This window comes from Bradyrhizobium sp. USDA3516 (assembly GCF_057651995.1).
Genome location: NZ_JBYGYN010000004.1, coordinates 399,225 through 421,698, shown reverse-complemented (window position 1 = coordinate 421,698; position 22,474 = coordinate 399,225). Strand labels below are relative to the sequence as shown.

At 63.3% G+C, this 22,474-nt stretch carries 20 protein-coding genes and 3 pseudogenes; 4 read left to right on the top strand and 19 right to left on the bottom strand.

The window, feature by feature from the left end; genetic code table 11:
- Positions 1 to 77: 77 nt before the first annotated feature.
- Positions 78 to 1,310 carry an acyl-CoA dehydrogenase family protein gene (locus AC24YW_RS16405; RefSeq protein ID WP_487483714.1) on the bottom strand — a complete coding sequence of 411 codons (1,233 nt, stop codon included), beginning with the start codon at positions 1,308 to 1,310 and terminating at the stop codon, positions 78 to 80.
- 323 nt (positions 1,311 to 1,633) lie between these two features.
- Between AC24YW_RS16405 and AC24YW_RS16400 the strand changes: the two genes are divergently transcribed.
- Positions 1,634 to 2,296, top strand: a complete 663-nt coding sequence (locus AC24YW_RS16400) for a TetR/AcrR family transcriptional regulator (protein WP_487483713.1) — start codon at positions 1,634 to 1,636, stop codon at positions 2,294 to 2,296.
- Positions 2,297 to 2,349: 53 nt separating this feature from the next.
- On the opposite strand, the gene AC24YW_RS16395 is transcribed toward AC24YW_RS16400, so the two are convergent.
- The 9 genes and pseudogenes from AC24YW_RS16395 to AC24YW_RS16355 all read right to left on the bottom strand — a co-directional run bounded on the left by AC24YW_RS16395 (position 2,350) and on the right by AC24YW_RS16355 (position 10,469).
- Complete coding sequence (locus tag AC24YW_RS16395) at positions 2,350 to 2,565, bottom strand: hypothetical protein (RefSeq protein ID WP_036010888.1); 216 nt, start codon at positions 2,563 to 2,565, stop codon at positions 2,350 to 2,352.
- 205 nt (positions 2,566 to 2,770) lie between these two features.
- Positions 2,771 to 4,000 carry a CaiB/BaiF CoA transferase family protein gene (locus tag AC24YW_RS16390; RefSeq protein WP_487483712.1) on the bottom strand — a complete coding sequence of 410 codons (1,230 nt, stop codon included), beginning with the start codon at positions 3,998 to 4,000 and terminating at the stop codon, positions 2,771 to 2,773.
- A 149-nt stretch (positions 4,001 to 4,149) separates the two neighbouring features.
- Complete coding sequence (locus tag AC24YW_RS16385) at positions 4,150 to 5,370, bottom strand: MFS transporter (RefSeq protein ID WP_487483711.1); 1,221 nt, start codon at positions 5,368 to 5,370, stop codon at positions 4,150 to 4,152.
- 132 nt (positions 5,371 to 5,502) lie between these two features.
- Positions 5,503 to 6,330, bottom strand: coding sequence for a 3-oxoadipate:acetyl-CoA acetyltransferase (locus tag AC24YW_RS16380; protein WP_487483710.1), 828 nt, complete (start codon positions 6,328 to 6,330; stop codon positions 5,503 to 5,505).
- Between the two features lie 119 nt (positions 6,331 to 6,449).
- Positions 6,450 to 7,849 (bottom strand): annotated as a pseudogene (locus AC24YW_RS16375) (MFS transporter).
- Positions 7,850 to 8,218: 369 nt separating this feature from the next.
- Positions 8,219 to 8,389 carry a hypothetical protein gene (locus AC24YW_RS16370; RefSeq protein WP_487483709.1) on the bottom strand — a complete coding sequence of 57 codons (171 nt, stop codon included), beginning with the start codon at positions 8,387 to 8,389 and terminating at the stop codon, positions 8,219 to 8,221.
- A 13-nt stretch (positions 8,390 to 8,402) separates the two neighbouring features.
- On the bottom strand, positions 8,403 to 8,618 hold the full coding sequence (locus tag AC24YW_RS16365) for a hypothetical protein (RefSeq protein WP_487483708.1): 216 nt from the start codon (positions 8,616 to 8,618) through the stop codon (positions 8,403 to 8,405).
- A gap of 67 nt (positions 8,619 to 8,685) precedes the next feature.
- Positions 8,686 to 10,020, bottom strand: a complete 1,335-nt coding sequence (locus tag AC24YW_RS16360) for a PQQ-dependent sugar dehydrogenase (RefSeq protein WP_487483707.1) — start codon at positions 10,018 to 10,020, stop codon at positions 8,686 to 8,688.
- Complete coding sequence (locus AC24YW_RS16355; protein ID WP_487483706.1) at positions 10,017 to 10,469, bottom strand: DUF2231 domain-containing protein; 453 nt, start codon at positions 10,467 to 10,469, stop codon at positions 10,017 to 10,019. Before AC24YW_RS16355 ends, AC24YW_RS16360 begins: the two co-directional genes overlap by 4 nt.
- Before the next feature lie 160 nt (positions 10,470 to 10,629).
- On the opposite strand from AC24YW_RS16355, the gene AC24YW_RS16350 reads away from it, so the two are divergent.
- Complete coding sequence (locus AC24YW_RS16350) at positions 10,630 to 11,589, top strand: formate/nitrite transporter family protein (RefSeq protein WP_487483805.1); 960 nt, start codon at positions 10,630 to 10,632, stop codon at positions 11,587 to 11,589.
- Positions 11,586 to 11,840 carry a hypothetical protein gene (locus AC24YW_RS16345; RefSeq protein ID WP_487483705.1) on the top strand — a complete coding sequence of 85 codons (255 nt, stop codon included), beginning with the start codon at positions 11,586 to 11,588 and terminating at the stop codon, positions 11,838 to 11,840. The genes AC24YW_RS16350 and AC24YW_RS16345 overlap by 4 nt, the downstream gene beginning before the upstream one ends.
- A 122-nt stretch (positions 11,841 to 11,962) precedes the next feature.
- Here AC24YW_RS16345 and AC24YW_RS16340 read toward each other — a convergent pair whose 3' ends face one another.
- The 6 genes and pseudogenes from AC24YW_RS16340 to AC24YW_RS16315 form a co-directional block, all read right to left on the bottom strand.
- A complete protein-coding gene (locus AC24YW_RS16340; protein ID WP_487483704.1) occupies positions 11,963 to 12,754 on the bottom strand; it encodes a crotonase/enoyl-CoA hydratase family protein in 792 nt (263 codons plus the stop codon).
- Positions 12,755 to 12,834: 80 nt separating this feature from the next.
- Positions 12,835 to 13,935 carry an NADH:flavin oxidoreductase gene (locus AC24YW_RS16335; protein WP_487483703.1) on the bottom strand — a complete coding sequence of 367 codons (1,101 nt, stop codon included), beginning with the start codon at positions 13,933 to 13,935 and terminating at the stop codon, positions 12,835 to 12,837.
- Between the two features lie 72 nt (positions 13,936 to 14,007).
- Positions 14,008 to 15,201, bottom strand: coding sequence for an ABC transporter substrate-binding protein (locus tag AC24YW_RS16330; protein WP_487483702.1), 1,194 nt, complete (start codon positions 15,199 to 15,201; stop codon positions 14,008 to 14,010).
- Positions 15,202 to 15,285: 84 nt separating this feature from the next.
- Positions 15,286 to 16,881, bottom strand: coding sequence for a class I adenylate-forming enzyme family protein (locus tag AC24YW_RS16325; RefSeq protein ID WP_487483701.1), 1,596 nt, complete (start codon positions 16,879 to 16,881; stop codon positions 15,286 to 15,288).
- A gap of 229 nt (positions 16,882 to 17,110) precedes the next feature.
- Positions 17,111 to 17,890: an SDR family oxidoreductase gene (locus AC24YW_RS16320; protein WP_487483700.1), complete on the bottom strand. Its 780-nt coding sequence runs from the start codon at positions 17,888 to 17,890 to the stop codon at positions 17,111 to 17,113.
- Positions 17,891 to 18,009: 119 nt separating this feature from the next.
- A pseudogene (locus AC24YW_RS16315) lies at positions 18,010 to 18,266 on the bottom strand (zinc-binding dehydrogenase); the annotation flags it as partial.
- A 13-nt stretch (positions 18,267 to 18,279) separates the two neighbouring features.
- Here AC24YW_RS16315 and AC24YW_RS16310 point away from each other — a divergent pair.
- Positions 18,280 to 18,450: pseudogene (locus tag AC24YW_RS16310) on the top strand (winged helix-turn-helix transcriptional regulator); the annotation flags it as partial.
- Between the two features lie 78 nt (positions 18,451 to 18,528).
- On the opposite strand, the gene AC24YW_RS16305 reads toward AC24YW_RS16310, so the two are convergent.
- The 3 genes from AC24YW_RS16305 to AC24YW_RS16295 all read right to left on the bottom strand — a co-directional run bounded on the left by AC24YW_RS16305 (position 18,529) and on the right by AC24YW_RS16295 (position 22,464).
- Positions 18,529 to 19,350, bottom strand: coding sequence for an enoyl-CoA hydratase-related protein (locus AC24YW_RS16305; protein WP_487483699.1), 822 nt, complete (start codon positions 19,348 to 19,350; stop codon positions 18,529 to 18,531).
- 70 nt (positions 19,351 to 19,420) lie between these two features.
- A complete protein-coding gene (locus AC24YW_RS16300) occupies positions 19,421 to 20,125 on the bottom strand; it encodes an SDR family NAD(P)-dependent oxidoreductase (protein WP_487483698.1) in 705 nt (234 codons plus the stop codon).
- Between the two features lie 17 nt (positions 20,126 to 20,142).
- Positions 20,143 to 22,464, bottom strand: a complete 2,322-nt coding sequence (locus AC24YW_RS16295; protein WP_487483697.1) for a molybdopterin-dependent oxidoreductase — start codon at positions 22,462 to 22,464, stop codon at positions 20,143 to 20,145.
- Between the last annotated feature and the right edge of the window lie 10 nt (positions 22,465 to 22,474).

Sequence of the window (22,474 nt, the reverse complement as noted above, 5' to 3'; positions counted from 1 at the left end):
TCGAGATTCCGGGTTCGCCTCTGCGAGACGCCCCGGAATGACGGTGAGGAGAGCACTGTTAGCGCTCTCCGCCGTTCTTAATGACTAGAGTTTGCATACTTCCGAAGTTCGAGCCTGGCAATGGCGCGGTTGTGCACCTCGTCCGGACCGTCGGCGAGACGGAGCGTGCGGATGTGGGCGTAGTCCTTGGCAAGGCCCGCTTCGTCCGAGACGCCGCCGCCACCGAAGGCCTGGATCGCCTCGTCGATGATCTTCAGCGCCATGTTGGGCGCGGCGACCTTGATCATGGCGATCTCGGCCTGCGCGGTCTTGTTGCCGACCTTGTCCATCATGTCGGCCGCCTTGAGGCACAGCAGACGCGTCATCTCGATGTTGGTGCGGGCCTCGCCGATGCGCTGCTCCCACACGCTGTGCTCGACGATCTTCTTGCCGAATGCGGTGCGCGAGGCGAGCCGCTTCACCATCTTCTCCAGCGCCTCCTCGGCCTTGCCGATGGTGCGCATGCAGTGGTGGATACGGCCCGGACCGAGGCGGCCCTGCGCGATCTCGAAGCCGCGGCCTTCGCCGAGCAGGATGTTCTCCTTCGGCACCCGCACGTTCTCCAGCAACACCTGCGCGTGGCCGTGCGGCGCGTCATCGAAGCCGAACACCGGCAGCATCTTCTCGACCTTGATGCCGGGCGTGTCGAGCGGAACCAGGATCTGCGACTGCTGCTGGTGCTTGGCCGCCTTGAAATCGGTCTTGCCCATCAGGATGGCGATCTTGCATCGGGGATCGCCGACGCCGGACGACCACCATTTGCGGCCGTTGATGACGTAATGGTCGCCGTCGCGCTCGATGCGGGTCTCGATATTGGTGGCGTCGGACGAGGCGACCGCAGGTTCCGTCATCAGGAAGGCGGAGCGGATCTCGCCGTCCATCAGCGGGCGCAGCCATTTCCGCTTCTGCTCCCTGGTACCGTAGCGGATGAACACTTCCATGTTGCCGGTGTCGGGCGCGGAACAGTTGAACACTTCCGAGGCCCAGGTGATGCGGCCCATCTCTTCCGACAGCAGCGCGTATTCGAGATTGGTCAGTCCCGCGCCGCGGAATTCGTCGTCCTCATGCTCGCTCGGCGGCATGAACATGTTCCAGAGGCCTTCGGCCTTGGCCTTCTTCTTGAGGTCCTCGAGAACCGGGATCACCTTCCAGCGGTCGCCGCTCTTGTCCTGCTGATCGTAGATCGGCACCGCCGGGCGCACGTGCTTGGCCATGAAGGACCGCACGCGGTCGAGCCATTCCTTCTGCTTGGGCGACATATCGAAGTCCATGGGACGCTCCTCTCTCTCGCTAACGCTTTTGCGCCGGACTGTCCTCCCGCATTGCGCGGTCCGCAAGCGCGAATGCGCACGCTCTCGGACTTGTCGAAACCCGGCCACAGTTGCGAACGAGTCCCGAATGCGGATTGACTTTTCCGGGCCTTCAAACGATAGTTTCATACAAGTGTTTGAATTGCAACTCCCTCGACACTTCGCGGGGCCCTCTCACGTCATTCCGGGCCGACGCGGAGCGTCGAACCCGGAATCTAGAAATTGCGGCGCGAGATTCCGGGTTCGGCACTTTCGTGCCGCCCCGGAATGACGAGGTCCCAACCATGGCCAGCGATCATACGAGGTCTGCCATTCTCGCCGCCGCCGAACGGCTCTATGCCGACCGCGGCTTCGGCGACGTGACGCTGCGCGACATCGTCGCGGAGGCGGGCGTCAACCTCGCCGCGGTGAACTATCATTTCGGCTCGAAGGACGAGCTGATCGCGGAACTGTTCGTCTCGCGGTCGATCGCCACCAACCGCGAGCGTCTGCGCGAGTTGAAGGCGGCGGAGGAGCAAGGCGGCGGCCGCGCGCCGATCGAGGTGATCCTGCACGCGCTGGTCGGCCCGACCCTGCGCGGCTGCCTGGGTCCGGAGAACCAGCGCTCGACCGCCGCACGCTTCATGATCCGCGCCTCGATCGAATCCGTGCCGCCGATCCGCCGCATCAAGAACCGCGAGATCGACCATTTGCGCAAATTCGTCGGCGCGATGCGGCGGTCCCTGCCCGACCGCAGCGACGTCGACATCTATTGGGGGCTCAACTTCGCGCTCGCCATGGCGCATCACACCATCCGCGAGAGCGAGCGGCTGACCAAGCTGTCGGAGGGCAAATGCGACCTCGACGACGTCGAGGACGTGGTCGCGCGCGTCGTCAGCGTGGCGACGATGGCGCTGACGGCGGGGCGGACGGAGACGAAGGCGCCATCAAAAGTGGCGGCGCGTTAGCGCCTCACATCATCGCGATGCAATCGATCTGATCGGAAGATTGCTGGGCGCGGTTACGCCCGCTGCGGCATCTCCTCGGCCTCTTCCTTGGCGAGCAGCAGCAGCATCTCGATGCCCATCTCGCCTTCCTGCGGCGAGCGGATGAACTTGATCTCGTCGGCGCTCTGCCGCAGCGCGGCAATGATGGCGACGGCCTGATTGGCGGTGGCCGCCTCGGTCGCCAGGATGGCCTTCTGGTCCTTGGCCTGGAATCCGATCGTGTAGGACAATTCACTTCCCTCCCCGACTTCAAGTGGAGAGATCGAATCAGAGTCGGAGGCGAAGCGGAAGCCTGTGCGACTACGGACCGGGATTATCTGGGGATTGCGGGCAAGCTTCACGCAAGCCCCGGCATGGCGCGCGCGTCCATGGCCGTCGCAATAGTCGCGCTGCGCTTGAATCCCAGCCTCTCGGCCCCAGGCGCGGAGGAGAGCGTCAGATGATGCCCTGCTGCTTCAGCTGCTCGATCTTGCCGGCATCGTAGCCGAGCTTGCCGCCGAGCACCTCCTGGGTGTGCTCGCCCAGAAGCGGCGGCGCGCGGTAGTCCTTGATCGGCGTCTCCGACAAGGTGAGCGCGTTGCGGACCAGCGACAGATCGGGCTCGAAGGGATGGTTGACCTTCACCCGCATGCCGCGCGACTGGACGTGCGGGTCGGAGAACACCTGCTCGAAATCGTTGATCGGCCCCGAGGGCACGCCGGCCTCCTCCAGCTTCTCCAGCCAATAGCCCACCTTTTGCTTGAGGAACAGGCCGGCGAAGATCGCCATGATCTCCTTGCCGTGCACGACGCGGTCGTTGTTCTTGATGAAGCGTGGATCGCTCGCGAGCTCGGGCGCGCCGAGCACGGCACAGGTGCGCTGAAACTGGCCGTCATTGCCGACCACGACCATCAGCTCGCCGTCGGTGCAGCGGAACACGCCGGCCGGCATGCCGCCATTGCCCCAGGTGCCGCGGCGCGGCGGGATCTTGCCGTTGACGAGGTAGATCTGCAGCCAGTGCGACAGCGATGCGATCACGGTATCGAACAGGCAGACGTCGATGTGCTGTCCCTGCCCGCCATTGGCATCGCGATGGTAGAGCGCCGAGAGAATGCCGATCGAGGCGTTCATGCCGGTCATGTAGTCGACGATCGACGGGCCGACCTTCATCGGGCCCTCCCCAGGCTCGCCGTCGATATGGCCGGTGACGCTCATCAGGCCGCCCATCGCCTGCAGGATGGCGTCGTAGCCGGCGCGCGGCGCATAGGGGCCGGTCTGGCCGAAGCCGGTCACCGAGCAATAGATAATGCGGGGATTGATCGCCTTGATGGTCTCGTAGTCGAGGCCGTAGCGCTTGAGATCGCCGACCTTGTAATTCTCCATGAAGACGTCGGCGTCCTTGGCGAGCTCGCGGACGATCGCCTGCCCTTCGGGCTTGGCGATGTTGACGGTGACCGACTTCTTGTTGCGGTTGGCGCAGAGATAGAACGAATTGTTGTTGTTGGCCTTGCCCTCGGGGTCGGCGAGGTAAGGCGGGCCGAAAGCGCGCGCGTCGTCGCCGGTGCCCGGCCGCTCGATCTTGATCACCTCCGCGCCGAGATCGCCCAGCATCTGAGCCGACAGCGGCCCGGCCAGGACGCGGGTGAGGTCAAGGATCTTGATGCCTGAGAGCGGCAGGGCCGACATGTCGATTTCCTCCGGGGAACTGGATCTTGGCGCGGCGGCGGGATCGCAGGCCGCGCTCCCTGCCGATACCACCATTTTCGTTCCCCGAGCACTGCGCTCCGGGCATACGGCCATCCCTGCCGGGGCAACGAATTTCCGCGCTGCGAAGATTACCTTGCCGAGCTCAACTTTGCAGCGGCTGTCGCCACGCTCGGCCGCCGCCTGCCGAGCAGGACCAGGATCAGCACCGTCGCGCAGGAGCAGACGAAGGTGAGACCGAGCGCGGTGCGGCTGCCGAACTGGGTGAGCAGTCCAGCCAGCAGGGGCGGAGACAGCGCGGAGGCGAGATTGAGAGGCAGCGCGATCATCGACATCGCCTTGGTGAATTCGGCCTGGTCGTAGAACACCAGCGGGATGGTCGCGCGCGCGACAGCCATTGCGCCGCTGCCAGCGCCGTAGAGCAGGATGAAGACCGCGACCGCCCAGGTCGCGCCCTCGCTCAGCATCAGCAGCAGCATGGCTACGGGCAGCGCCGTGCCGGCCACGAGCCCCGTCGTGATGCCGTCCCACCGTGCGCCGCCGAGAAAGTCGAGCGCGCGGGCGCTGACCTGGATGACGCCGAGCATCGAGCCGAAGGCGACCGCCTGGGCCGGCGCCAGCCCCTCCGCCCGCAGCAGCTCGATGAACACGGCGCCAAGGCCGAAATTGACGAAGGCATTGAGGGTGATCGCGGAGACGACGAGGCCGAACGTGCTGCGTCCAACTGGCGGCTGATCCGCGTGCTTTGCCGGCGCGGGGCCCTCGTCCCTGGCGACGCTGCGGCGCGGCGCGGCCAACACATAGAGCGGAAGCGAAACCAGGATCAGCATGGCGGCATAGACGAGGCACGTCCAGCGCCAGCCTACGAGACCGTTCAGAAACGAGGTGGCAGGCCAGAAGATGCTGCTCGAAAGTCCCGTCACCAGCATGAGCGCGCCGATCGCGCTCTTGGCCTGCTTTCCTGCGACCTCGTTCAGCATGATATAGGCCCCGGTCGAGAGTGTGGCGCTGCCGGCAAGGCCGAAGACGATCCAGGCGGCGAAATAGAGCACTGGGTCGCGGGCGAAGAAGAGCAGGACGAATCCAGGAACGCTCACGACCGTGCCGATCATCATGACCTTGCGTGCCCCATGCCGTGCAAACGCCTTGGCGAGCCAGGGCGCGCACAGCCCCATGGTGACATAAAGCGTCGAGGTGCCCGCAAACACCATGGGCAGGCTCATGCCGAGATCGGCCGCAAGCTCACGGCCGATGATGGGCGGAAGCCCGATCGTGCCCCACCCGATGAGCTGCGTGATCGCGAGCACCAGCAGGACCCCGATCAGCCTACCGTCAGATTTCAAGAACTGCATTCCAAACGTCGCCTGCCCGGCAGGCGCCGAGTACGCCTGTAACACCTGTCTACTCGGAGAAACCGCGCACGGGAACGCCAGCCGCCGAATGGCAGGCGGCAGCCGGGAGCATGTCAGGATGAGGAAATCGCCCTACCCCGCGATGCCGAGCAGCGATCGCGCCTCGGTCGCGGTCGCAACGCGCCGGCCGTGGCGCGCGACCGCCTCGCAGGCCAGGGTCACGAGCTCGGCGTTGCTGGCCGCAAGGCGCGTCTTGTCGATACGGATATTGTCCTCGAGGCCGGTGCGGACCGCGTCCGCGCCGCGGGCGAGCGCCCAGCCCATGACTTCGGCTTGATGGCGGCCGATTCCGGCAGCGGTCCAAGTTGCCTTCGGGATCAGCCGCCTGAGCTCGCCCAGGAGAATGTCGAGCACGTGCTCGTCGGCCGGCATCGCGTTCTTGACGCCCATGACGAACTGCACGTGCGGACGCGCGTCGAGGAGGCCCGCCTCGATCAGGCGGCGGGCGCCATGCAGATGCGACAAATCGAAGATCTCGATTTCCGGCCGGATGCCGTTTGCCTTCATGCCGGTGGCGAGCGTCTCGACCAGCGCGGCGCTGTTCTCGTAGACGATGGTCGGGAAGTTCACCGACCCCGTGGAGAGCGAGGCCATGTCCGGCTTGAGGTAGAGCGCCGATCCGCGCGCCGAGGGATCGCGGCCCCGCCCGCCGGTCGAGAACTGGACGATCATTCCCGGACAGTGCTTCCTGATTCCCTCCTGCACCTGGGCAAAACGCTCGGGGTCGGAGGACGGCGTCTCGTCGTCGTTGCGGACGTGAATATGGGCAAGCGTCGCGCCCGCCTCGAAGGCCTGGTGCGTCGATTCGATCTGCTCGGAGGGCAGAATGGGGACCGCCGGATTGTCCTTCTTGCGCGGAACGGAGCCGGTGATGGCGACGGCAATGACAGCGGGGTTCATCCAGCGACCTCATGATCTCAGCGCTCGCGCGCGCACAACGTTCGGCCAGTCTTGCTACGCTTGAAACCCTGCCGCCGCAACATTGGTTAGTCGCGGCGACAGGGCCGTGTTCGTCCGGATCAGGTCGGAAGTGCGGTCGCCCGGCTCGCAGCTGCCACCGTACGCTGCCGCTCATAATCGGCCCGGGCCATCGGAACGGCCTCGGGATTGCCGAGATCGTCGATCTTGATCCGATAAGTTTCGCGGGCCGTGACAGCCGCCAGCGCTGCGATGACCGTGATGCCGAAGGCGATCGCCCCGACCGTCAAGGGAATGTTGGCCGAGCCGGGAGGCGCTACGGTCGCGAACAACGCAGGGAGCAGTGCGGTGATCGTGGTGCCGATGTTCTGCGAGATCGCCATCGCCGACACCCTCGTGCGGGTCGGAAACAGCTCCGGATAGAAGCTCGGGAAGATCGCGTTGTAGCCCTGATAGACCACGCCCCACATCAGCAGCGACAGCAGGATGGCGAGCGGCACGTTCCGGATGCTGATGGCATAGAGATAGCCGAAGGCGAGCAGTCCGGAGAGCAGCGCGCCCACGATGATCGGAGGCTTGCGGCCGACCTTGTCGGAGAGATGGCCGACGAAGGGAATGACGATCACGGCCAGCATGTTGCCGAGCACCGGGATCCAGAGATAGACGTCCTTCGCGAAGCCGATGCCATAGGCCGGCTGCACCGCGTAGGCTGCGCCGAAGATGGTCGCAACGACCGGGATCACGTTCATCAGCGCCATGCAGATGACCCGGAGCATGTCGGGCCAGCTCAAGCGGATGGCCTGGATGATCGGAGCCCGCGGCGTTTCTCCCCGTTTCTCCTCTCGGGCAAAGGCCGGCGTTTCGTCGACCTCGCGGCGAATGACGTAGCCGGCGACGATGACGAAGAAGCTGAGCAGGAACGGGATCCGCCAGCCCCAGCTGTTGAAGGCCTCGGTCGGCATGTAGGCCGCCAGCGGCAGGAAGACGGCTGCCGCGAGAATTTGTCCGGCCTGCACGCCCTGAAGGGCGAAGCTCGCATAGAACCCGCGCCGGCCGAACGGCGCGTGCTCCAGGATCATCGAGCTCGCCCCGGAGATTTCGCCGGCCACCGCAAATCCCTGCACGAGGCGCAACATCACGAGCAGGATCGGCGCCAGGATACCGGCTTGCTGATAGGTCGGCAGCAACCCGACGGCCATCGTCGAAACGCCCATCAGGAACATGCAGACGATGAGCACGGTCTTGCGGCCGTGCGTGTCGCCCCAATGACCGAGCACGAACGCCCCGATCGGCCGCGCGACGTAGCCGACGCCATAGGTCGCAAGCGATGCGACGATCGCAACCTGGGATTGTCGGAGGGGAAGAAGATCTGCGGGAAGATCAGCGACGCCGCCGTCGCGTAGATGAAGAAGTCATAATATTCGAGGGCCGAGCCGATCCAGCCGCTTGCAGCAGCCTTTCTGGACTGGCTCATCCCATGGGTCGCACGCGTGGTAGCCATCAGAGAATGTCCTCCCGATCTGTCTTGTTCGTTGACGTCCCGTTGGCGGGCTTCGTTGGAATTCGGCAGCAATCCCCATGCGCTTCCCGCGGAGCTCCGCGAGCGCTTGGCACTGCCGATCGGTGTCTTGAGTGAGGAGGAGAATAGGCTTTCGCAGGGATAACACAATTACCCAGTTATGCGATAAACCTAACATGATGTTATGGCAGCCCCGGACGCCCCCGGCGGAGGCTATGCTCGGAGGTCGGCGGCGGCAGCACGTGCGATGACCTCGAAGCCGACTGCCTCGATTTCAGATGCCCAAATCCGGGTATTGCCGCGCGCCGAGTGTGGTCGATCGTCTGATTGGTTGGCCGCGGCGGAGCCGCCTCACGCGGTGTGGCCGGGATCGACGTGCTTCGGCGTCTTCTTCTCGCGCTGCGGTGTCATCTTGGCCGGATCGGGCGCGCCCGGTACGCCGCGCGGACCGAGCTGTTCGCGCTGGATATCGTCTTCGGAGCGGGGTGGCTCGACGCCGTTGGGCTCACGGGGCTTGGTCATCGCGTGATCCTTCTCACGCGTTGTCCTTGACGCCGAGCGCGTTGCCTCCCGCCTCGCGGCCGGGCACGCTGACCTGGACTTCATGTCCCTCGCGAAGGGCCAGGGAGGCCGCGGCGACTGCGGACTCGAACGCAGCTTCCTTGGTGGCGTACGTGTTCTTGACGTCGCCGTCATGAAGCACACCCCACTCGTCTCGCACCGGCACGATGGCATATTGCGCAAGGCCCATTGTCCACTCCTGGCTTGAGTCAGAATCCGCTTTCAGCACCTGTCTGTCCGATAACGCACCGGCGGGCTTAACGTTGCGTCAGCTGCGGATGGGTCGCGCTCACCCGCCACACCGTGTTGCCGCTGTCGTCCGCGACCAGAAGCGCGCCGGTCTTGTCGATGGCGACACCGACCGGGCGGCCGCGCGCCTGGTTGTCGCTGTTGAGGAACCCGGTGACGACGTCCTGAGGCGGGCCGCTCGGCTTGCCGTCCGTGAACGGCACGAACACGACCTTGTAGCCGTTCAGCACGTGCCTGTTCCAGCTGCCGTGCTCCCCGACGAAGGCGCCGCCGCGATAGGCGGCCGGCAGGCTGGTGCCGGTGTTGAAGGCGAGCCCGAGCGGGGCGACATGCGAGCTGAGCGCGTAGTCCGGCACGATCGCCCTGGCGACGAGATCCGGCCGCTCCGGCTTGACGCGGGGATCGACGTGCTGGCCGAAATAGCTGTAAGGCCAGCCGTAGAAGCCGCCGTCCTTCACCGAGGTCATGTAATCGGGCACGAGATCGGGACCGAGCTCGTCGCGCTCGTTGACCACCGTCCAGAGTGCACCGGTCTGCGGCTCGAAGCTGAGTCCGTTGGGATTGCGCAGGCCGCTTGCGAACACGCGCCAGCGGCCGCTGGCACGATCTATCTCGAGGATGGCGGCGCGATTGTGCTCGGCCTCCATGCCTCTCTCGGCGGCGTTGCTGTTGGAGCCGACGCCGACGTAGAGTTTCGAGCCGTCGGGGCTGGCGACCAGGCTCTTGGTCCAGTGTTGGTTGATCGGACCGCCCGGCAGCTGCGTCAGCACCGTGCCCGGGGCGGTGATCTTCGTATCACCTTCCGTGTAGGGATATCTGACGATGGCATCGGTGTTGGCGACGTATAAATCGTTGCCGACCAGCGCGACGCCAAAGGGTGAGTTGAGCTGGTCGAGGAAGACGCTTTGCGTCTCGGGCACGCCGTCGCCGTTGCTGTCCCGCAAGAGCGTGATGCGGTTGCTCTCGCCGCTGTCGCCGCCGGAGGTCGCCAAGGACATGACGAAGCCCACCAGGACGTCCTTGGGCCGTTTGACCGGCGCGCGCTTCGGCGGCCTGGATTCCACCACCAGCACGTCGCCATTCGGGAGCACGTAGAGCGAGCGCGGGTGCTGCAAGCCCGTGGCAAAGGCCTTGGCCTGCAAGCCCTGCGCAACCGTCGGCGTCTCGTCCTTCTTCCACCCGACGATGCGGGCGATCTTGATCGGCGGCAGCAGATATTGCTGGACCTCGGGAAGTGCGGGGTTGGCGCCGACTTGCGCATTGGGATCGCCGCTGCCGTCATTGCAGCCGGCCAAACCCAGCAGCGACGCGCACAACAGCGCGCGGACAATTGCAAACGTCATCGCGCAACTCCCACGCCGTGGCGATAGACCATGGCCCAACCCAGCCAGCCGGTGGCGAACAGGATCAGCGCGGTGACCCCCGACAGAACGAGCCCCGTCGGCCACACCGAGGTCCAGCCATCGCGCATGTGGATCATCAGATTGACGACTGCCAGGATCAGAACCACGGCATTGCCGATCAGATGCGGCCAGGCGGGCGCCTGCGCCCGCACCAGCCGATTGCCCAGAAAATCGGTCAGGCCCGCGATCGCCGCCAGCACGCCGAAGATGACGCCGGCGAGCAGCAGCCAGGCCGAAAAATCCGCCCACATGATCGCGGCGCTGGCGACATAGGCGATGTCGGTCAGCAGCGCCCCGACAAAGCACGTGATCGGGATCGGCACCAGCATCGGATGAATCGGATGACCCGCGATCTGCGCGGTGGAGCGCACGCGCACGTCGTCTTGCACGGTTGGCCTCGTGACTTTCACCCTGCCCGACCGGCCAACTCGTGCGCATGGCGGAAGGTTCCTCCGCGCCCTGCATCGCACACCGAAGTGGACGACATCGGGGGAACTGAATGGGACACCCGAAAGTCTTGACTGGGATCATACTTCCGGAGACCGCAGCGTGGATCAGTCTGACGACAGCGCCTCATTCAACCCAGCATCCAAGCTCGACGGCGTGTCGCGGCGCCAGACCAGGCAGATCGAATCCCAGAGCAGGCCAAGCGCCGCGCTGATCCATGAGACGATCCGCGCCGAAGGCGAGCAGGAGCTGGAGCGGCGATGGTGGGCCATCGTGCTGTCCGGTTTTGCCGCCGGCCTTTCGATAAGCCTGTCGCTCATCGTCCAGGGCGAGTTGCATGCGCTGATCTCGGATGAGGCGACGCGCCGCCTGGTTGCTCCGCTCGGCTACACCGTCGGCTTCCTGGTCGTCGTGCTGGGACGACAACAGCTCTTCACCGAGAATACGCTGACACCGATCCTGCCGCTGTTGCACAACAGGGATCTCGGCACCTTGGCAAGCGTGCTTAAGCTCTGGATCCTGGTTCTCGCCTCGAACATCGCAGGGACTTGGGCAGCCGCCTCCGTGCTCGCTCGTACCAGCATCTTTGAACCTCGCATCGTGGACGCCTTCATCGATCTCAGCCGGCCGACGATCGAAGGGACATTCTCAACTACCTTCGTCAAGGCCATCTTCGCCGGCTGGCTGATCGCGTCGATGGCCTGGCTACTTCCGGCCGCCAAAGGCTCGCGCGCACACATTATCGTGGTGATGACCTATGTGGTCGCACTCGGCCAGTTCTTGCACATCGTCGCCGGCTCGATCGAGTGCGCCTTTCTGGTGCAGAGCGGCCTGGCCTCGTTCAGCCAATATGCCTCCGACTTCTTCATGCCGACACTGCTCGGCAATATCCTGGGCGGAACGACTCTGGTCGCCCTGCTGAACTACGGACAGGTCGCCGCCGAAATCGACAACCACAGGGAACAGAGCCTGCACGAAACGGCTGCTTTGGACGGGAACGACAGCGCCGAACCGGACTTGCCCCAGCAATCAGCGCTGGGCCAGAAGCAGGATCGTTCATGAGCATCGAGACCAAGAGTCCATTCGACAAGGAACCGGCCGAAGGCTCACGCGACATCATCGATCGCGAATTTCAGCGCGTCGATGCGGCCGACAAGAACAAGGTCGATCATCTCCCCGGCGTGACGGTCAGCGGACAGCCTCAAGGCGGCGCGGTCGACCGCGCGCGGAAGGAACGGGAACGCGAGCTCGAAATACGAATAGGGGCTCCAATTCGCCGCGATCAGGTCGCGATACAGCGCGAGACAACATAATTTCACCGTAACCCGTTGGCGAATGGCATGGAGGCGTGGCCCGCAATTGGCGGGCGACCGCAGCCACTGCTCGAGCGATCTTGGAGTGAGCGCCTCGCCGGTCGACTGTGTCCGCCCGAACCCTATTTCCCGCGGAACACGGCCGAGCGACGTTCCACGAAAGACTGGATGCCTTCTTTCATGTCTTCGCTGCCGAAGACGCGATCCTTGATCTTGGGAATGTAATCGATCGCGGCTCTCTCGCCGGCCTCGATGTATTTCAACGCGGCCTCCTTCGTCACCTGAATGCCGATCGGCGCATTCCTGGCGATCAGATTCGCAATCTCCATCGCGCGCGCAATTTGCTGCCCGGGTGCAACGACTTCCTGAACGAAGCCGATCTTGTGAGCCCGGGCTGCGCCGAACTCATCGCACAGGAACAGGTGATACATCGCGTCTCCCCAGCCCGCCCGCGTCAAATAGCGGAAATGGGCACCACCAAGAGGCGCGATCCCGCGCTTGGATTCCATCTGACAGAACCGTGCGTCGTCGGCCGCCACGACGATGTCGCCAGCCAGCATCATTTCGATGCCAATCGTGAAGCAGATCCCCTGCACTGCCGTCACAATCGGCTTGCGACACCGGCTCTTCAACGCGAACGCATCGATGTTGCCGGGCTTGATCTCGGTATTCTCGGCCTTGGGTCCGAAGAATTTCGGCATGTCCAGCCCGGCCGTGAAATCCGGACCCTCGGCGCAGAGTACCCCGACCCAATAGTCGTCGGTGCGATCGAGAAGCGTCATCGCATCCGACAGCTGCGCCATCATCTGCGGACTGAAGGAGTTTTTCTTCGCCACGTTGTCGATGATGATCTTGAACACATGCCCATGCACCTCAGTGCGGATCTGGCCGACCTGGGTCTTGGTGTCGCTCATTGTTCGTCTCCAAATTGCGTCCAGGCGACTGCGTATTCAGTGGCGACGCACCTGGCCTTGCAACCCCTCATCGCTCAGCTTTAGCTCAGCGCAGCGAACGCAGTCCGTTCGAAGGCCATCAATTCCTCCGTCCGGCCGTCGCGTATCTTCAGGAGCCATTGCGGATCCTGAAGCAGCGCCCGCCCCACCGCGACCAGATCGAACTCCTCGCGATCGAGGCGGCGGATCAGTTCGTCGAGGGACGCCGGACGGGAGCTCTCCCCGCCATATGCGGCGATGAATTCGCCGGTCAGGCCGACCGACCCGACCGAGATCGTCGGCACCCCCGTCACCTTCTTGGCCCATCCGGCGAAGTTCAAATCGGAGCCCTCGAACTCCGGCTCCCAGAAGCGCCGTTGCGAGCAATGCAGAATGTCGACCCCCGCATCGACCAGCGGTTTGAGCCAGGCTTCCAACGCGCGAGGCGTCTCGGCCAGCTTCACTTCGTAGTCCTGCTGCTTCCACTGGCTGATGCGGAGCAATATCGGGAAGTCCGGGCCGACCGAGTTGCGCACAGCGTGGACGATATCAGCGGCAAACCGGGCCCGATCCGGCAGGTCCTTGCCACCATAAGCGTCCTCCCGGCGATTGGTGCCTTCCCAGAAGAATTGATCGATCAGATAGCCGTGCGCGCCGTGCAATTCGACCGCGTCGAACCCCAGGCGCTTCGCAGCAAGCGCCGCGTCGGCGAAAGCGCGGATGGCGTCTGCGATGTCCGCTTCGCTCATCGGCTCGCCGAATTTCTTCTCCGGTCGCGACAGACCGGACGGACTGTCGTAGGCGCCCGGAGGAGACCAATCCTTGGCGCGGGTGCGAACGGCTCCGACGTGCCATAGCTGCGGTGCCATCAGGCCACCCGCCGCATGCACCTCGTCAACCACACGCCGCCACCCCGCCAGCTCCTTTTCTCCGTGAAAACGGGGAACATTCGGATCGTTCAGGGATGCCGGACGATCCACGCCCGTACCCTCCGATATGATGAATCCGACCGCTCCTTCGGCACGCCGACGGTAATACCGCGCGACGTCTTCGGTCGGAATTCCACCGGGAGAGAATGAGCGCGTCATCGGCGCCATCACGACCCGGTTCGGCAAGCTGAGCCCTTTCAGCTTGAAGGGCCGGAAAAGAACGTCGCTGGACATCCGTGCTCCATGATCTGGGGGTCGTGTTTGCGGGCTCAAATCATCCGCGCCGCATGTTCCGAAGGTGCATATTCACTTTCGATCGGCGCTGAGTACATCGCCAAATTGCTCCCACGTGGTCCCATTCCAGCGCTGCAGCTGCAGCTGCGTGTAGGCCATGCTGCTTTCCGGGCCCGTGTTGATGACGACACCGGGTATGACAGTGGGAAGCGACAGCCCGCTTATGCTCCGCGATTGCTTGACGATGTTCTCGCGCGAGAGATCGTTGCCGCACTGCTTGAGCACCTGCTCCAGGATCTGTCCCTGCTGGGTCCCGAACAGATAATTGTTGTCTCCGATATCGGCGCCCGGCAGGTATTTGGCAAAGAAGTCGCGGTACCACTTGATGCCCGAATCGTCCGCCCACTTCTTGTCGTTCGGATCCTTGGTGATGGTCGCGGCGACGATGCCCACGGCCTTCTCCGGTCCCGCCGGGATGATGGTCGACGACACGGAGCTCGAAACGAAGTTAATCAGGAACAGCGGCTTCCAACCGATCTCATCGGCTTTCTTGATGGCCTGCGCTGCGAATTTAGGCGTGCCGGCCACCAAAAACGCAGACGCGCCGGACGATTTCAGCGAAACGACGTGGGAATCAATGGTCGGCTCGGTCACTTCGTAGGACGACGCGACGACTTTCTTGTCGAAATCCGCCTTCAGGTAGCCCTTGAATGCATTGACGAAGTCCTTACCCAGATCGTCGTTCTGATACAGGATGGCAATCTTCGCGTCCGGACGGGTCTGGGTGATGTATTTCGCGTAGATTCGTCCCTCGGTGTCGTAGCTCGGCAATCCCGTTGTGGTCATGGGGAATTCAGCGAAGTTCGTGAATTTGGTGACTCCGCTCACGACGAACAGATGCGGCACTTTCTTCGCGTTGACGTACTTGATGGTGGCGCTGATGCCGGGCGTACCCAGCGGGCCGAACAGGAACGCCACCTCGTCACTTTCCACGAGTTTCCTGGTCTGCTCCACCGTCTTGGGAGGACTGTAGGCGTCATCGTAAGTGACGAGGTTTATCTTCCGCCCGTTGATGCCGCCGCGATCGTTGATTGAATTGACGTAGGCGATCATGCCCTTACCGGTATTACTGAGCGGCGAAGCGGGGCCGCTGAAAGGGAACGTCGCTCCTATCTTTATCTCGGATTCAGTGACGCCCGGCGTCTGCGCATGCGCGCCGGCTATGGATGCCGCGAGCGCGGCTACAATCATGGCGCTTCTCAACATTGTCATCTCCCTTTGGCGACAAGTCCGTCGCTAACGTTCTTTCTCAAACCGGCATATTGCCGTTCAAATCACTCCTGACGCCCGTCAGCCAGCGGCTGCCGCACGCGACGCCTTCGGGGCGGCCTGTTCGTTCGCCATCTCCCGCAGCTTGTGTTTCAGGATCTTGCCGGTGGAGGCCGAGGGCAGAGCGTCGAGCACGATCAATTCGGTCGGACGCTTGTAGGACGTGAGCAATTGGGCCGTGTACGCCTTGAGGTCTTCCGCGCCGATGCTCGCACCGGGGAGAAGCTGAACGAACGCGACGACCTCCTCGTTGCCCTCGACCTTTCGTCCGACGACGGCCGACTGAACGACCTGGTCGTGCGCGTTCAGGACCGCCTCCACCTCGGCGGGATAAACGTTGAAGCCGGAGCGGATGATCAGCTCCTTGGTGCGGCCGGCGATATAGAGATGCCCCTTGCCGTTCACCCGCGCGAGATCTCCCGTGTTGAACCATCCCTGCTCATCGATCGCCGCCGCCGTCAGGTCGGGCGCACGATAGTAGCCGAGCATGATGTTCGGACCCCGGACGTGTAATTCGCCCACTTCTCCGGTCGCCACCTGCTTTCCCTGCCCGTCCACGATCCGGTGCTCGATGCCGGGAAGAAACGGGCCGACGGACTCGTCCGGGACAGGCTGTTCCGAACGGACCCCCGTGAGTCCCGGGGAGCATTCCGTTATGCCGTAATTGTTCAGCAGCGGGATTCCAAACTCGTCCTCGATCCGCCTCTTGAGATCGAGGTCGAGCGGAGCGCCGGCGACGGCCATGATCCGCAGGCTGCCCCGTTCGAGCTGTTGGATACCCTTGACCGCCTTGTGTTCAAGCAGACGCTGATATGTGGCAGGCACGCCGAACAGGCTCGTAATCCCTTCCTCCGCGATAGCATGAGCCAGCGCGGCGGGATCGGCCTTGGCTACGACATGCAACGTGCCGCCGTGCATCAGCGTCGAAATCAGCAGGATCGCATACCCGACGATGTGCGACATCGGCAGCACACCGTAGATGCGGTCGCCTGGATTGCTTCGGCGAAGGATTCCCGACGTCCTTGCGGTGAAGAGGAGATTGCGGTGACTCAACATGACGCCCTTCGGGGCACCGGTCGTGCCTGAGGTGTATAAGAGGCCTGCGACCTGTCGGGCGCCATCCTTCTCGACGGGCTCCGCTTCCGCATCCGCATTGAGAGGACCGACAGCGATTCCACCAAATGGCCCGACGGCGCCGACTTTCGCACCGACGCGGGTGGCATGATCGGCCGCTTCCTTCGACAGGGCCGAGTTGAACAGCACGCGTCTGGCGCCACTGTGCGTCCCGATCAGATCGATTTCTCTGGGCGAAAGGCGGGGATTGACCGGAATACCCCAGGCATCGAGCTTGCTCGCTGCGAAGAGCATCACGCCGAGGGCCACGCTGTTCTCGCTGGCAATCATCACGCGATCACCGGGCCTGATGCCCAATCCGGCGAGATCCTTTGCCGCAGCGTCGACAGCATCCGCGAACTGCCGGTAGCTCCAGGAACGCCCGCCTTCCACGAAAGCCGGATGATCCGGAAGGTCCCGCACGAACGGCGCGTAAACCTCGTGCACCCTGGACGGCAGGCCGTCCAGCAATTCGGCTGCGGTGAGCTCGTCCACGCTCCTCATGCCATCCTCCCCTCGCGCCTTGTTTTCGGCGACGTGCGCGGCCCCCTTCAACCTGGAGGTCCGTCCTTCATTCTTATCGGCCAGAGGAGTAAACCGTTCTAAAATAGAACTGTCAAGGCAAGCGAAGGAGAATGAGGGCGAAATTCAGATATTCCTTGCGCCAAACTCGCATTCCAATTTAGAATTAGCTACTCCCGTGCAATTGTTCGGAGAGATCGACTGAGCGCGATTACCATTTCTCGACCCACGGCCGCAGCACAACTTCAAAGGCCCAGGTCGAGCGATGTTGGCGGTGCAGTTGCAGATAGGTCTCGGCGATATGAGCGGGGTCGGCCATGTTGTCGTCGACAGTCGTTCCCGCCAGCCGGTGCGCCCGGGTGCCGTCCTCCTGAGCCCAGCCGATCGCGGCGTCGATCGGTACATTCGCCACGTGGATTCCCCGCGGCATCAATTCTCTCGCCATGCTCTGCGCGAGCCCGGACTTGGCATGGCACGCCATCGCAAATGCACCACTCGATGGAAAGCCCTTGAGTGCCGCGCTGGCGTTCGTGAAGATGATCGTTCCTCGCGCCCCATTGGCATCAGGCTCGTTTCCAAGCATGAGCCGAGCGGCCTGTTGACCCACCAGAAACGCAGAGAACGCCGCGTTGCGAAGCGTCTCGAACGCCATGACCGGGTCGGCCTCGACCACCGTCTTGCGGAAAATGCCGGGAACGCGTCCGTCGATGTTATGCACGACAAGCCTTGGCGCTCCGATCTCGTGAACGACGTCTTCGAACAGCTGCGCCACGGCCGCCGGTTCGCTTGCATCGCAGGCGTAGCGACGCACGCCGTGCATCTTTTCGAGAGTCTCAAGGACGGCTTTTTCCGGATTTCTGGCTGCGACGGCGACACGCATGCCGTTCTCCGCAAACAGCCTGGCGCAACTCGAGCTGATGCCCGGACCACCGCCGACGATGAGTGCAACGTCCTGTGTGGAAGTCTGGGTGTCGCGGCTGGATTGAGTCATGTTGCTTCCTCCGGTGCGTTTGATGGCCGGCCTCGGTGGGCCCGACCTATGTCGATCTATCCTCGGTGTCTTCGTTGGTTATCAGCCCAAGTCATGGCACCGCAGCGTCATCGCGGGACCTATGGCCTCACTGCAACTACGACCTTGCCCTTTGCACGCCCGATCTCGACATAGGCGAGCGCATCGCCGGTTTTTCGAACGGAAAAACCTTGTCCACGACCGGACGGATCACGCCGGCTTCGATCAGGGACGTGATTTCGCGGAGCTGCTGTCCTTGCGCGCGCATGAACAGAAATGAGAAGCGCACACCGAGTTTTCTGGCTTTCTTCCGCACACCATGGCTCAGCAAGTGCAGCACCAGTTTCATCAAGATATTCATCCCCTGCTCCCTGGCGGTGCTCTTTGCGATCGGCGCGTGGGGACGCAAGCATCGCAGCGGAGGCAAGGTCACCCGGTTCTTCGATGCCGAAAACGGATCGGAGATCGATCCCCTCACCATCGACCGCGCCACTGGCGCTCCGATCGGAACGCGTCCCATTCGTATCGTCGCAGTCGAATGAGCATTTGCTTGGCAGTTCCAGCTTGCGCGGATGCGCGTGCGGCCAGCTAGGCCTTCGAAGTAGTGACCTGAAAGAGTTTCACCTGTAAGTCGGCAGACGCTTCTCAATAAATGCCCGGACCGCTTCGGCGTGCTGCGCAGTGCCCGCTGCAACGACCATCCTCTCGGCCTCTTGGTCTAGTGACGTCAGGAAGTCGGCCGACAGCGCAAGGTCGAGATTATCCTTCATGGAGGCATAGGCGCTCGCCGGGCCATTCGCCAATGCTCTCGCCATTTCGAATGCTTCGCTTTGCAGTCTGGAATCAGGCACCACGCGATTGATAAGGCCCAGTGCTTCGCAGCGGCGTGCATCGATACGTTCGGACAAGAACATCAGTTCGCGGGCACGCGCCGTCCCGGCCAGCCGGGTCAACAGCCACGAAATGCCGTAATCGCCGGTGAGCGCAATCCTGGCGTAGCCCGTCGTCATGATGGCGGATTCGGCTGCAATACGCAGGTCGCAGGCGAGCGCGATCGCAAGCCCGGCGCCAGCCGCCGGTCCCGGCAAGGCCGCGATGGTGGGCTTCCGCACCGAAACAAGTACGCCGGTCAGGGTTCGCTGACGTTCCCGCAATCGCTCAATCTTGTCGCTGACCGACACGGCCGGCGCGGCAGCGTTGCCGCCCATCCCCTTGACATCGCCACCCGAACAAAAGGCCGTGCCTGCACCCGTTATCAGGAGGGCTCCGACCTCAGGATCATCTCCATTCTGTTTGATCATGCGGCGCAACGCCGGCGTAAGATGATCGGACAACGAATTTCGGGCTTCGGGCCGGTTCAAGGTAATCACCGCGACGCGATCCCGGATCGTGCACAGCAGTTCGTCCGTCCCCGTATCAACCGAGATGGATCCATCAGTCATGATTCTGACCTTTCAAGTCTCGGGGAGAGCTTCGCAAAGTGACCCAGCGCGCCGTGTCCGTGTTCGAGCATCACCAATTTTCGTTGAACGGCCGCAGCTCCGTGAGGAACGACCAGGCCGAGCGATCCTGACCGTAGAGATGAAACAATTCGTCGGCGATCGCGGTAGGCTTGATGAAGAATTCATCCGGTTTGTCGCTCATCCGCGCGCGCATCCGGGGTGTATCGATAACGGCGTCGATGAGAACGTAGGAGACGTGGACGCCGAGAGGTCCCACGTCACGTGCGATCGACTCGGCCAGAATACGCTGCGCCGCCTTCGTCGGCGCGAAGCCGGCGAAATTGGCTTTGCCTCGGATCGAAGACGTGTTGCCGGTCACCAGGATCGATCCCTTGCCCCGATCGATCATGTCAGGAGCCACTTCGCGCGCCAGATACAACAAGCCCATCACGTTGACTTCGAAGTTGCCCTTCAGCATCTTCGGATCGATCTCGCGAAAGCTACCCCACCCCCCACCGACCGCATTGTGGATGAGAACTTCGGTCGCTCCAAAACGGCGCTTGACGTCAGCGACCATAGTTCGGACCTGACTCTCGTCCGAGACGTCGCAGATCACCGCATGAACGTCGGGAAGCTCTTGCGCAAGGCGATTGATGAGCTCCGCAGAGCGAGCAAGCGCGATGATGCGAAAACCACCGGCGGAGAAGCGCTTGACGATGGCAGCTCCCGTGCCCGGGCCCACCCCGGTCACGATCGCGATCGGTTTTTCGGTCATTCGACGCTCCCTTCGGGCTATTGTCCGGCCGCCCTCTTGTGAATTCGCTCGGACTGCGACTGATAAGTGGCAGCCTCGTGTGCGGACACCAGGGCCAGTCGAACCGCGACGTTCTTGTGGTAGGGCGTGCCCGCAATGGGATCGCGGTTGCCGCTCTCGGTGAGCAGATTGATGCGCGGGCCGTTGATCAGGCGCTCTCCGTCCGACGTCGGGTAGCCCTGACCGTAGCCGTGCGGCAGCGCCAATTGGCCGTTCCGCATGGCGTCATCGACCTTGCAGCGGACGACGAGCCGCCCGGCCGCCGATTCCACCGCGATCCAGTCACCATCCTTCGCGCCCAACTCGCTCAGATCGCGCGAACTGATCAACAGGGCGCCGTCCGGGTCGTCGCGACGCCACGCGGGATCGCGAAAGATCTGGTTGGCATTGAACATGCGGCGGCCACCAGCCGCCAGCACGAACGGGAATTCCTTTGGCGCGCCAGCGGCCTGCGGATCGAGACGCGCCAGCCATTCCAGCATCTGCGGGACGATCAGCCGAACCTTGCGATCCGAATGGCCGATCAGTGACCAGACCTCGTCATACTCGTGCCGGGTAACCGCCGTTCCTTGCCGGGAGGACACGATGGTGTCGAACAGGAGATCTCCGAGCTGATGGTCCGGCACCTCCTCGGATGCGCCGATCGCCCGCCGCACCGCTTGCGGCGATCGCTTCGCGCAAGCAAGTGCCGCGCTCCACATCGGCGCCGCTGCCGCGGTACCGTCCGGAAGCGTCTGCCCCAGCGTATGGTAGAGCACCAGGGCAGGCACCGCCGCAGGGTTCTCCGCGATGAAAGCCCGAAAGGCAGCGGCGAATTCAGGTCGCGAGCGCCGTGCTATTTCGCGTAGCGGCGCGAGCACATTGTCACCCGGCAGCAGTCCCAGGGCGACGGCAAGCCGCGTGTAGATCTCGGGCTCCGGCAAGGTGCCGGCAAGTGGCGGCAGAACACCGGCGCGAACGTGAAAATAGTTCGTCGGAAATTCGAAGTTGAACAGGGTAAATTCGGTCTTTTCGTATTGTGTGGAGGCCGGGAGTACGTAGTGCGCGAGCTGTGCGGTTTCGGTCATCGCAACGTCGACCACAACGCATAGCTCGAGCGATTGCAACGCGCGTTCCACCGCCGCGGTATTTGCGGCGGTGTTGGCGGGATTGGAGCTGTCGATCCAGACGCAGCGCAACCGCTCTGGATGGTCCTTGAGAACCGCTTCGGGGAAGATGTTGGGCGGCAACAAGCCCCCAATGATCGCGTCGCCGGTCGGCGCGAATGTCTGGTTCGGCGAATTTCCCCAGAGCGGTTGGAGCCAGCTATGCAATTGGTTGGTGCCTTCACGGCCGAAATTGCCGGAAAGCATGATCAAGAGCTTCTCGAGATAGGAGTTGAGTGTCGAGTTGACGCCTTGCTGGATGCCGAGTTCAACCCGAACCACCATGGCCTTCGCGGCCGCGATCATCGCGGCGCAGCGCTCCAGCTCCGCGATCGAGATATCGGCGGCGGCCGCCCATTCCTCAACGGGGATGTTCAACAGTGCTTGCCTCACTTCCGCGAAGCCGACCGTGTGCGCCTCGATGAACGCGTGGTCGATCCGGTCGGAACGGACAAGCGTTGCCAGCAGCGCGCCAAGGAGGAACGCATCGGCGCCGGGGCGAACCGCGAGATGCAGATCCGCCATCTCCGCGGTTTCGGTTCGACGGGGGTCGATGACGATCAGCTTGCGTGCCGGATCCTTGCGGATCTGATTGAGATGGTCGCGCGCATTGGGGAAGCCGTGCGCGATCCAGGGATTTGCCCCGATGACGAGCAAGAGATCGCAATGATGGACGTCCTCTGAGGTGTGGCAGGTTTGGCTGCCGAACATGTGCCCATTGACCCAGAAGTCTCCGGTTTTTTCCTGCGAAAGGGCGTTGAAGACGCTGCGCGAGCCCAGCGCACGCAACACGCCACTGGCGTAGGCGCCGCCGGCGTGGTTGCCCTGCCCGCCGCCGCCATAAAGGGCAATAGTCTTGCCACCATACCTGTCAACGATGTGCCGCAGCCGCTGTGCGATTTCTGCGATCGCGACGTCCCACTCGATTTCGTCAAAGCCGCCATCGGCGCGGCGACGCAGCGGCGTCGTGAGCCGATCCCTGTGATGGGCATAGTAGGGAATGCGCGCCGCCTTGTTGCACAGATAGCCTTGCGACTTCGGGTTTGAACGGTCGCCTCGTACCTTCTCGAGGCGCCCCTCATTCACCCAGACCTCGATGCCGCAGTTTACGTAACACAGGTTGCAGGCTGTCTTGAGCCACTTGCCGGCCGTCATGGGCGCCTCC